Source organism: Microcystis sp. M061S2 (assembly GCF_020245605.1).
In the GTDB taxonomy this organism is placed as follows: Bacteria; Cyanobacteriota; Cyanobacteriia; order Cyanobacteriales; family Microcystaceae; genus Microcystis.
The window spans coordinates 1-12209 of sequence record NZ_JADBUP010000088.1; the positions used below are offsets into that span (position 1 = coordinate 1).

7 protein-coding genes, 1 other RNA gene and 1 pseudogene are annotated in these 12209 nt (G+C 43.7%); 2 read left to right on the plus strand and 7 right to left on the minus strand.

From position 1 onward, the window contains the following. Positions 1–160: 160 nt before the first annotated feature. The 6 genes from IM475_RS15770 to zds all read right to left on the minus strand — a co-directional run bounded on the left by IM475_RS15770 (position 161) and on the right by zds (position 6721). A complete protein-coding gene (locus tag IM475_RS15770; RefSeq protein ID WP_287728187.1) occupies positions 161–1432 on the minus strand; it encodes an MFS transporter in 1272 nt (423 codons plus the stop codon). Between the two features lie 9 nt (positions 1433–1441). Next, positions 1442–1538: signal recognition particle sRNA small type (gene ffs / locus IM475_RS15775), an RNA gene on the minus strand. An 86-nt stretch (positions 1539–1624) separates the two neighbouring features. After that, positions 1625–2761: a DUF58 domain-containing protein gene (locus IM475_RS15780; RefSeq protein WP_287728189.1), complete on the minus strand. Its 1137-nt coding sequence runs from the start codon at positions 2759–2761 to the stop codon at positions 1625–1627. Between the two features lie 406 nt (positions 2762–3167). Then, complete coding sequence (locus IM475_RS15785) at positions 3168–4187, minus strand: long-chain acyl-[acyl-carrier-protein] reductase (RefSeq protein WP_287659868.1); 1020 nt, start codon at positions 4185–4187, stop codon at positions 3168–3170. Between the two features lie 148 nt (positions 4188–4335). Further along, positions 4336–5031: an aldehyde oxygenase (deformylating) gene (locus IM475_RS15790; RefSeq protein ID WP_287659869.1), complete on the minus strand. Its 696-nt coding sequence runs from the start codon at positions 5029–5031 to the stop codon at positions 4336–4338. A 229-nt stretch (positions 5032–5260) separates the two neighbouring features. Further along, entirely contained in the window at positions 5261–6721 is a 1461-nt protein-coding gene (gene zds / locus IM475_RS15795; RefSeq protein WP_287728190.1) for a 9,9'-di-cis-zeta-carotene desaturase, read from the minus strand. 137 nt (positions 6722–6858) lie between these two features. On the opposite strand from zds, the gene IM475_RS15800 reads away from it, so the two are divergent. Next, positions 6859–9297, plus strand: a complete 2439-nt coding sequence (locus IM475_RS15800) for a glycosyltransferase family 39 protein (RefSeq protein ID WP_287728191.1) — start codon at positions 6859–6861, stop codon at positions 9295–9297. Between the two features lie 645 nt (positions 9298–9942). On the opposite strand, the gene leuC is transcribed toward IM475_RS15800, so the two are convergent. Beyond that, a complete protein-coding gene (gene leuC / locus IM475_RS15805; protein ID WP_287628164.1) occupies positions 9943–11343 on the minus strand; it encodes a 3-isopropylmalate dehydratase large subunit in 1401 nt (466 codons plus the stop codon). A 631-nt stretch (positions 11344–11974) separates the two neighbouring features. Here leuC and IM475_RS15810 point away from each other — a divergent pair. Next, positions 11975–12209: pseudogene (locus IM475_RS15810) on the plus strand (helix-turn-helix domain-containing protein); the annotation flags it as partial.

Consider the following 12209-nt stretch of genomic DNA (forward strand, 5'->3'; position numbering starts at 1 on the left):
AGGTTATTCTCCTCGTAGGTCTCGATGATCTTTTGTCGCAAGTCTAAAGAATAGGGCTTCATCGGGTCGTGGCTCCTGCCTAGGTCTATAATTTATTGTCCTCTTCTATTGTACCTCATGCAAGTGCATACCGCTATAGGAAAAACTTTTTCAGTAAGCTTTATTGTAATTGTCCGCGCAGAGCATAACGATCTTTTTCTAAGCCGAAAGCGAAGAGAAAAGAATGGCGGATAGTGGGGTTAGAAAGAGTAAAAAAGAGAAAGAGAGCGATAACAGCTAATCCTGACGATAAACTAAACATAGTTTCGTAGGAAATTGCTAAAACCCCCAGAATTGGACCGGCTAAGGCTGTTCCCACATCAAAACCGCCGATACAGATAGAATAGGCCCGGCCGCGTTCTTGGGGCCCAGAGCGATCGGAGATTAAAGCCAGTAACATAGGGAATAAAATCCCCCCTCCCGTACCTTCGAGGATAGCGGCTAAAATTAAAGCGGAGGAAGATCGGGCAGAAGATAGAACCAACATGGATAAACCATAGCAAAAAACGCTAATAGTGATGAATAAACCCCGCCCATAGCGATCGCTGGCTCCTCCCGACAAAATCCGTCCGATTACGCCCGATAGTGCCGCATAACTGTAGAATAGACCGGCACTGAAAGGGATCTGATTTTCGAGGAGAAACAGGGGTAAAAAAGCGACTAAACCGCCGAATAAAGTACCGACCAATAGAAAAACTAAGGTGGGGACTAAAAAAGCTCGCTCTTGACATAATGCCCAAAAACTGCGCTCGATTGTCTGATTTTCTGCCTTCATTTGGGCTAATTTTTTCTTGAAGTCCGGTTCTTGAATGGAGAAACCCAAGAGAAAGGCGATCGCTCCTGAAGCGGCGGAAACTAGAAATAAACCGTTATAACCGATCGATTCGTAGAGATAACTGCCTAAAGCTGGACCGATTCCCATGCCTATGGGTGCAGTTAAGCTCATATAACCAATTATCTCTCCCCGTTGACGAACGGGGGAAAAATCCACCACTAGGGTACTGTAACCGGTGGTAAAAGCGGCGATACTGAGACCATGGTAGGCGCGGACGGCGAATAAAGAGGAAAGATCGCGAAAAAATAGATAACCGAGGGGTGCGGTAGCGGCGACAATAGTTCCAAATAAAACCACTAATTTGCGACTGCGGCGATCAACTAGATTGCCTAACCAACTGCGCGATAAAATTAAACCGATAGCAAAGGCCCCCATGACAAAACCGATATCTTGTTTGCTACCGCCTAGGGAATCAATATAGATGGGGAGAGTGGGGAGGAGAGTGGTAATACTTGTCCAGAAAAACAGCGCCGTGACGAAGAGGATGAGTAGTTGACGACGAGTTTCGGCAGTAAGCGATCGAAAAGTTTTGAAAGCGTTCACAACAGCGACCGTCACAGGCAACAAAAAGACCCGGAGATCACGCCAGTCACAAGCATCCCGTATTGCTGCTACCTTCCGGTCCTGACAAGGTTAAGGCGTTGCGATCGCATGAGTCCGAGTCTTTTCTATCATAACATCTTTTTCGGGGATACCGACATTTTTTTCCGAAGAATCTCCTCTCAATCTAGACTGTGAACGGAAATTTCCTCAACGAGGGGGTTTTTGCAATTGTTGTTGTAGAGAAGTTTCCGGTTCGATCGCCAATCCGCTAAACTGTCGGATTAAGACGGAAGGACTCTCCCTAGAATCGGCAGCGAGGAAAAATAACCAACGGCTGCCGGGGGTGAGTTGTTCGATGGAATTGAAGTTACTTGTCAACCAAATTACAGGTAAATTAGGCAGATTGGCATTTTTTTGACTAGCTTTTGCCTCTATACCGGCTAAAGTTTCTAAAATGATCCTCTCCCCCTGAATTAAACCCGTTTCACCGGTCCAGAGTTTCACATTTAATTGCCGACGATGGGCATAAAAATAGAGGGAAGCAGCGGCAATAATCGCCCGTTCAAAACTGTCTTCTTGCCAATCACAGAGGGTATCGAGACAGATAATCACTTCCTGTCCTCCCGTTAACACTTCTAATTCCCGAATTTGCAATTCTCCCAAACGGGCGCTAGTTTTCCAGTGAATTAAACGGCTAGAATCACCCTGGCGATATTGTCTCAGGTTACGGGTAAGTCCTTGACTAGCCCTTTGATAATAGCGATTATTTTCTAATTTTTGTTCCATCTCTTGACCGAGGGAATCGATTAGGGGACATTGTTGTAAGGGTAAAACTTGGGGATAAACTAAAGCTTTAGCCGCTGCTTGACTACAACGACGACACCAAAATAAACCGAGAGGGGCTGCTGTTCTTAATTGTACTTCTTGCCAGTGATAAATACCCCGTTTACTGGTGGGTAAATAATAAGTCCAACGATGGCAACTTTTGGGGGCAATCGCTTCTATTGGGGTTATTTTTGGCTGAGCGAGAACTATAGGCAGCATCTCTGTCACTTCTAACAGATTTATCGGCTGATTGCTAGTATTTTCTATCTCTAGGCTAATACTAAGATCGTCTCCCGCACTTACGGGTACAATGGCAAGACGACGCACTTTCAGGGGAAGAAGGGAACGACGGGGTAAAATTATCGATAAAATTAAAACAGCGATTGTCGTGCCACAGATAGCATACAACCATCCCGCCATGGTATTAGTCGCAGCTCCGAAAAAACAGAGGGTAATGCCAATGATTACCCCCCCACCGTAAGCGGGTAAAATACCGCGATCTTCTAACCAAGTTTTCATCAGGAAAAAATCTAGATCTAGTCAGGGTTTAGTGGTTTTGTCGTCTTTGCTAGAAAGCTAAAAATCAGTCCCACACTTCTATAATTCCCCCAAAAGCCATGAGAAACTATCAAGGATATCGGACTGATCAGCTAAGGAAGTTCTCTTCCTTGCCACTCTTGGGATTTTTCTTAACAAAACTTAACAATTGATGGCAAAATTTTGCTTGCTTTTGTCGGCAGATTTTGGGATAATATTTTTAAAAGAGTTTATTAATAATGGTAATCCCAGCATTCAATTATAAACACAAACATCCGATTATGAGACAATCATAACCCAAGCCGCCGCCAAAGTCAAGCACTTACTCCTAATTATTTGTCGCCTGAAACTTCTAATTCCGTGGTCGGTGGGGGGTTGGGGGTATTAGTTAAAATAACAAAGGTTGAAAACCGTGTTTGCGGGAAGCTGTGCCGATTTGTTCCATTTTAGGGACGGTAATTTGATTGCGTCCCCAGGAAAAATTAGTTTGCCAACCCTCCAACTCTAATAAAATCGCCTCAGCAAAACAGGCAAACATTTGACGAGAGGGAATATCCATATTGACGATTTTCATAATTTTCCAGTCAATATCGAGGGAATGCTCGACAATGCCGCCCTTAATCACCGAAATATCGGGGGCATTTAACACCATGCCTAAATTTTTCGGATAACCACCATCAATAATAAGACAGGGGCGCTTGAGTTTATCTGGATCAATTTCCACCCCTTTAGGCAGACTAGCCACCCAAACAATGATATCAGCCAGGGGTAAAGCCTCCTCTAGGGGGAGAATTTTACCGCGTCCTAACTCCTCTTGGAGAGATTGTAAACGCTCTTGATTGCGTGCCACATAGATTAGTTCTTTTGTATCGGTTTTTTCATTTAACCAACGACAAACAGCACTGCCGATATCTCCCGTGGCCCCACAAACCACGACGGTAGATTGAGATAAATCGATGCCCATTTTGTCAGCGAGGGTTTGCACCTGAGTGCAGATGACGTAAGCGGTGTGGGTGTTACCGGTGGTAAAACGGCCAAAATCTAGCTCGATATTGCGCACCTGTCGATTATCTTTGAGATTAAACTCCTCGAAAATAATTGAAGAAAAACCGCCGAGTGCGGTGATATTGATATCACTTTTTTGAGCGAGTGCCATGGCATTTAGCACCTTACGAATAGCAGACTTTACCCAACGATTCGACAACATCTCTGGTAAAAAACAGGATTCGATATATTTTCCTCTGATGGTTTGCCCCGTGATGCTGGTGACATGAAAATCATCGACAATTTGCGGGGGGGCAGCGCACCAAAAATCTAATCCTTGGTTAGCATATTCAGGATAACCTAGATCGTCGGCGACCGATTGGGCGTGTTCTAAACTGGTAAGATGACCTATAAGACCAAACATTGATTGTTCTTTCGTTAGACTAGATGGCACTAGATAAAAATTAGGATATTGCTAAGAAATCGTTAAGACTCTTAAATATAATACACAAAAGAGCCGCTCTGTGTTGAGCGGCAGCAGGGCGAAAAAAAGAAATCTCGACGCTCAAGCTTTAGACAGCAGTTAATCCGTAGGCAGACATTCGCATAATATCACGGGTGCTGAAACCGATATTGCTTAAAGCTTCCCCGTAGCTAATCATGAAGTCTTCCACGAGGGCCTCTTTTTCCATACCGAGGACGCGAGCATCATTCTCGACTTGATTGAGCATTCTCCAGACAATGGGTAGATTAGCGCGATTTGCGGCTTCTAATTCCTCTTTAGCGGTTTCAAAGTTCGCTTTTAGCCATTCTTCGCCAAAATTGAGATGTAAATATTCGTCTTTAACTACGCCTTCAGTAATTTTACGCGCAAAAGGATCAGCAACAGGAATATAAATATTATAGGCAGCGATCGCAAAAGCTTCGATAATCAAAGATTGGATTAATAAACAGGTAACGGTTTTACCTTCTGCGTAGGCAATTTGGAAGTTATTGTGCAGAGAGGAAAAGAATTCTCTGGCATAATCCATATCAGGAGTGATTTGCAAATTTTGGCCGCAAGCTTGAAAACCTTTCATGTGACGGTTTTCCATTTTTGCCAGACGGTGTAACTCTTCTTTGTTATCGGCGAGGATGTCTGCTAATTGAATATAATTGCTATTGGCCTCGTATTCGCCTTCAATAACGATGGCATTAATGCGACTATAGGCTGATTTATAGGTTTCGCTGGTGAAATCAAGCTCTAATGGTACAGCAAGCTCTGGCATAAACTCGATTGACTCCTATTTCTGACGAGATTTTTCCGACATTCTTTCCAGTCTAGGGTAAGCCTTCTAGATGGAGTGATCTTTTTACGAGTCTAGCTCGATCGGTCTTTTTTGTATAGCTTGGCCTGAGGGGCTGACTTGCCAAGTTAACTATAGCGGTTATCTTTTGCCACTGAAAACAAATCTAGAGGCAATCCCTTCTCAAGGGAGGAGATTGCTGGCTGTTTGCTCAAACCGTGGCTAAAGATTTCCAGCGCTCGGCCTGTTGTAAGATGGCCCTGGCTGCCTGTTTACCCGATAAAGTCGCCCCTTCCATGCTATCAATGTAATCCTGTTGGGTATAACTACCGGCAAGGAAAAAGTTAGCAATAGGAGTCGCTTGCGAGGGACGATAGACATCCATCCCCGGTGCTTCCCGATAGAGACTCTGGGCCAATTTCACCACACTAAACCAAGTCATATTTAACTCCCGCGAGGAGGGAAATAACTGATGGACTTGCGCTAAAACGTGCTGGGCGATATCTTCATTTTTAGCTTTAATAAAAGGATCCCCGGGGGTTAAAACTAACTGTAATAAAGAACCTTCTCCGGGGCGATAATAATCCCTAGGACTGGTGAGAGCAAGATCTGCAAAACAGGAAAAATCCGCTTGGTGGGTGTACAAAAGATTGTCAATTCCCACCGCTTTTTGCAGTTGTCGACGTTTTTCGGCATCATTTAATTCCGTCACCCAACCGTCAAAACGCAATTGTACCGTGGCGACGGGGACGGCTTCTAGTCGGAAAATATTGTCAAAAATCGGCATTTTTCGCCAATCTTGGGGAATAAGACGCTGAATACCGGGGACATCACCAGCGCAAACATAGGCATCGGCGGTGATAGTTTCCGTGGTTTCTCCGTTAGCGACGATCATGCCATTAACTTGCAGATTTTCGCCCTCTCCAGAATAGAGAATTTCCCGCACCTGACGACGGGTAGAGATTTTGGCGCCCCGGGCCTCCAGATAGTTAATAATCGGTTTATGCAGGTATTCGTGGGGGGAACCTTCCAACATCCGCAGGACGGAAGCTTCGGTTTTAGCGGCAAAAAATTGGAAAATCGTCAGCATACAACGGGCCGAGATATTTTCCGTATCGATAAATCCTAAGGCATAGGCGATCGGATTCCACATTTTTTTTAAACTACCGTCATTACCGCCATGGCTACGAAACCAATCGGCAAAACTAATCGAGTCTAGATCCCGAATCGTTTTCATCGCTCCTTGAAAGTCTATCAGACCGCGGACGATGGGACTTGTACCTAAGGCCAGAGAATTAAAGATTTTATCGGCTGCTGAGAGTTGGGAGGAGGTAAAAAAGGCTTTTAAACCGTTAAAAGGCGCACCTGCGGCGAAACGGAAGTCTAATTCGCCGATTTTTCCGCCTTCGTTGATAAAAGTGTGGGTGTGTTCTTTGAGTAGTAGGGATTGAAAAGCGCCCACTTTTTTCATTAACTCAAAAAGATTATAGTAACAACCGAAAAAGACGTGCAAGCCCATCTCGATGTGATTACCGTCCGCATCTACCCAACTACCGACTTTTCCCCCGACAAAGGGACGAGATTCTAAGATTTCTACTGTACAGCCCGCATCGACCAGATCGATAGCTGTTGCCATTCCCGCTAATCCCGCACCAACGATCACCACTCGCATTTGTCAAGTTCCTGTTACAATTTTTCACTAAATCTTTATTTTACCCCGATCGGTCTGGTGTTTCTCGCTGGCGATTTTTTCAGGGTCGCTTGAGGGCGTGGCAAAATAATTGAGAGTTGCACTGGGGAGAAGTCATTTTGAAGCGATCGCTAGATGGGAGACAGGGATTAATTATTGTCAGTATTATATGGATATTGGGGATATTAGTCGATAGATTCTGGTTTAGTCTCGATCATACTATTCCTGCTTGGGATCAGGCCGATTATCTCAACGGTGGGATTATCTATACCCAAGCTTTCCAAAATCCTCGCTGGTTTGATGGGGATTGGTGGCGCAGTTTATGGCTAATCTCCCCGAAAATTCCCCCTTTAACCTATCTTTTAACGATTCCCTTCTTTAATCTCTTTGGTATTAGTCTTGACGCGGGTATGTGGGTAATGGCTATCTATAGCGCCCTACTGCTCTTTTCTGTGTACGGATTGGGAATTATCCTCTTTAATGGGACTGTGGCTTTATGGGCGGTCTTAATCTGTCAATTTCTCCCCGGTTTATACTATTATCGCCTCGAATATCTCTTAGATTTTCCCTTAGCGGCAATTGTAACGTTTTCTTACTTATGCTTGACATGGTGGCGATTTAGTGGTCAAGGCTGGCTAAAAGCGATCGCTTTCGGTATTTCTTGCGGTTTAGGGATGTTAGTCAAACAAACCGCCCTATTTTTCCTCTTTTTACCGATTTTGTGGGTATTGGGCGAAAATCTCCGGCGAAAACGTTGGGGCAATCTAGCGCAATTAATGCTCAGTTTTTTGACGGCAGCATTGTTAATGTTTCCCTGGTATCGGACGAATTGGTTATTAATGTTAACCGCGGGCAAACGTGCCACGGTAGATTCGGCGATTTTGGAGGGAGATCCCCCTCTTACCAGTCCAGATGCCTGGACATTTTACGCGCAAGTTTTACCCTATTTTCTTTCTTGGGTATTGTTATTAGTTCCCCTGGTGGGATTATTAATCTCCTTACGTCATAGAAAAACCGAAGATAGGGTTAATCGTCCTGTGTGGATTTGGTTAGGAGTTTTTCTGCTGGGGGGATACCTATTATCATCCCTCAATATCAATAAAGATGCTCGTTATATTTTGCCGCTTTTACCGACTTTATCCTTAATTTTATCCATTGGTTTATTATCTTGGCGCGGTCGTTTTGCCCCCAGTATCCGTTGGGGAACGATAACTATTGCCGCTATCCTCACCAGTTTAAATTTATTCCCCTTGGGGGGAGATATAATTACTAACGTTTTCAGTCCCGAATTACAACACCATCCCTATTTAAAAACCGGCTGGCCACAGGAAGAAGTAGTTAAAGAGATTCTAGCCGATTCTCCCTATCTTCGCAGCACCCTAGGGGTTTTACCTTCCACCCCCGAATTAAATCAACATACCTTCTCTTTCTACGGTGGTAAACATAATTCCCAGGTTGCCGGCAGACAGGTGGGAGTTCGGGAAGAAGATATCGAAAAGGATGTCAATTCTTTAGATTGGTTTTTAACTAAAACTGGTGAACAGGGTTCCGTCCCCGATGTCCAGAAAAAAATTGTTAATCGAGTCGCCACTGGGCCAGATTTCCAACTAGAGAAAACTTGGCAGCTACCGGATGATAGTACCCTTTCCCTACACCGTAAAATAGCCCCCTCCGTCACGGTTAAACCCCTTGAAAATGCGCCAAAACGGGTGGAATTAAGAGAGATTGCCCTTGCCGAAAAAGCTTCTCCTAATCAACCCATTCCCGTGGTTTACAAATGGGCTGGAGACTGGCAACAATTAAAGTCAGGGATGGTGATTTTAACCTGGCAAGAAGTGGACGGTAAGGATTATTGGATGCACGATCACGGTATTGCTATGGGGAGATTAATGGCAGAAAAATTAACTCCAGAAGAGCAACAAAAGGGTTTTGAAGTTACTGAAAAAACCGCCATGCAGTCGGCAGCAACCCCCGGAGTTTATCGCTTATCTGCTGTCTATCTCAATCGGGAAACTGGCGAAACCTATCCAATTAAAACTAATGCTCAAATTACCATCGATCCTCAGGTTCCCAAGTTAGCAACGCCCGCATTAGATTTAGTAACCCAATTGCGCTTAAAGTCTGCTAATATTGGTCAAGGATTAACGGGTATTGAACCAATTTTTGAGTTAACTAATCGTATCAATCAATACGATTCGATTCAGGATTATGTGCTGCAAGCAGACAAGGCTTTTTCCTATCGTTTACAGCAACAAAATCCCCCCGATAAGTTATCTTTAGCCTACGGATTAGCAATTTCTAAGGTACTACAACAGGATGTGGCAGGGGCAATAAAAGCCACGGAGGAAATGATTAAAATTGACCCCCATAATCCCTATCATTATGCTTATCAAGGCTTTATTTATCTCTACGATTGGCAACCGCAAGCAGCCCAAAAAGTCTTAGATCAAGCTAGACAATTAAATCCCGATAGTGAAGAAATTAAAACTTTAAATGCAGTGGCTGCCTTGATGGGGGGAAATCTCGTTAAAGCTTGGCAATTATGGCAGTCAAATTAAAATAGAGTGGGAAGTGGGGTGTAGGGTGTGGGGTGTGGGGTGTAGGGTGTGGGGAAAGAAACCTCTTTCAGCTGTGGGGGTGAAAATTTTTTCATCGGGACCGACTCCTAACCCCATGGTAGATGTGGGATTTTTGCAGGAGTTCTATTTTCCGACAAAGATAAGTAAAAATTATTGATTTACTGCAAAAACTTGAGAATATTTAAATTAACATTCCGCAATATTTATAAATTCTTAAGAATTAATTGAGAAAGATTTTTATTTAACAACGACGTTATGATGGTAACAGCGATTTGATAGAATTTCATAATCGGTTATTGTGTGCTTTTTTGGGCAGCAATGGTTGAAACCCTTGCCACACCTAGAAGGTGATCCTAATTAAGACGGGTAAATCAGTCAATTTCACCCACAACGATGATCTTTTTTTTATGTAGTTTTATTGCAAAAAAAAAGTTTTTTTGACAAAAAGCACAAAGTATGATATGAACCCAAGGTATTTCTGGTTGCGAGTAATTATTGTAGAGAAGGGAGAAGGGGAGAAGGGAGTGAGAAGTGGGGAAGCTGTCTCATCACCCTATCTCCTGCCTCCTGACTCCTGACTCCTGACTCCTGACCCCACTAACAAACTTTTTCAGCAAACCCTATTTAATTTAACAACTCCCTGGGATCGGTGACTTCCCCTTTAATCGCTGCCGCTACCACCATCGCCGGACTCATCAACAAAGTACGACCAGAAGCGGAACCTTGACGACCTTTAAAATTACGATTGGAGGAGGAGGCACTGATCTGATCTCCCTGCAATTTATCGGGATTCATGGCTAAACACATGGAACAGCCAGCCTCGCGCCATTCAAAGCCCGATGCTAGGAAAATTTGGTCTAATCCTTCGGCTTCCGCCTGTTTTTTGACTCTTTCGGAACCGGGGACGATAAAAGCTTTCACATGGGGGGCAACACGATGACCTTGGGCAAATTTGGCCGCTTCGCGCAGATCACTGATCCGGCCGTTAGTACAGCTACCGACGAAGCAGACATCGATTTTTGTGCCTTTAATCGGGGTGCCGGGGGTGAGTTTCATGTATTGATAGGCTTCCTCTGCGATCGCTCTTTCACTTGCCGGTAAACTTTCGGGAGTGGGAATGACTTCGTTAACCCCGATTCCTTGGCCCGGAGTAATCCCCCAAGTAACTGTGGGTTCGATTTCACCGGCATCGAAGACCACCACATCGTCATAAACCGCATCGGCATCGCTTTTAATGCTTTCCCACCAATTAACCGCACTTTCCCAGTCTTTGGGTGCAAAATCACGACCTTTGAGGTAATCGTAGGTGATTTGATCGGGGTTGATATAACCACATCGGGCCCCACCTTCGATCGCCATGTTACAAATCGTCATCCTTTCTTCCATGGACATCCGTTCAATTGTACTACCAGCGTACTCGTAGGCGTAACCAACACCGCCTTTTACGCCTAATTGACGGATAATATGGAGAATTACATCTTTAGCATAGACACCGGGGTTTAAATCGCCGTTTACCTCCACTCGACGCACTTTTAATTTCGATAGGGATAGGGTTTGGGTAGCAAGAACATCCCGCACTTGGGAAGTGCCGATGCCAAAAGCGATCGCCCCAAAAGCGCCGTGGGTGGAGGTGTGGGAATCACCACAGGCGATCGTCATCCCCGGTTGGGTTAGTCCCTGTTCGGGAGCGATCACATGAACTATGCCCTGATTGCCGGAACCGATGCCGTAGAAAGGAATATGATTGGTTTGAACATTAGTTTCGATCGCCCGGATCATTTCCTCGGCCAAATCGTCAAGGAAAGGACGCGCCTGATTTTCGGTGGGGACGATGTGATCGACAGTGGCAATAGTCCGTCCTGGAAATAATACTTTTAAACCCCTTTCTCTCAGCATCGAAAAAGCTTGCGGACTGGTGACTTCATGGACTAGATGCAGTCCGATAAATAATTGTGTCTGTCCACTGGGAAGAATCTTAACCGTGTGTGCGTCCCAGACTTTATCGAATAACGTTCTTGCGCTCATTGACTTTGGAATGATAGTCATCTCCCTAATCATATCAGCTAACCTGAGCCGATAAATATTAATTTTTTCTTTTCTCTTGGTTAGTAGGGATAATAAATAAATAGCTCTGTTTTTGCCAGAGATTAAAACCATCGGTTTTTGAGTGAAAGAAACGACTTTCGCTAATAACTATTTGAGTAATTCCTGCTGCTCCTTACCCCCCGATCCCTATAATTTTAAATAGGATTTAGTCTAACATTCTCTAGGCTTGAATAACCCCTCAGTCCATAGCAAAAAAAATTATTCTTTTCTTGTCACCGCTAAATTATGCTCGCTAACTTTCCTATTCAGATAAATTTCTCCAAGAACAATTAATCCTAGAATCAGAGATAAACTCAGCCATGATACTAGGATTCCTAAGTAGTTAATACTAATATAGTAATACTCAAAGATTCCTACCAAATTAACTAACAAGAAAGGTCATGGAAGTCTTACCGATATTCCTCATTGCCTTTTGCTATCAGACAATAGACCTCTTGCATAATTTTTTTATGGTATAGTGGAGGATTTGGCTTTTTTCTCGATTTTTAGATGGAAGTAGAAAAAAGAATAAAATGTGATCTTAGGTCAGGAAATCATCTATACTTTTGCTATATTTATTAGCAAAAATATGGATGATCAAAACTTATCAGATGAACAGTTAAAACGCCGTTTCGGTGTGTATAAACAAACCTAGAGAAAGATGGTAGAATCAGTAAAAAGTGTTGAAGCTGACTCTAATTCAGCATCTAAAAGGGAACCGAACCCTAAACTATCTATAGAAGAACAAGTTTTAGTCACGTTAGAATATTGGCGAGAATATAGAACATATTTTCACATTGGTACAA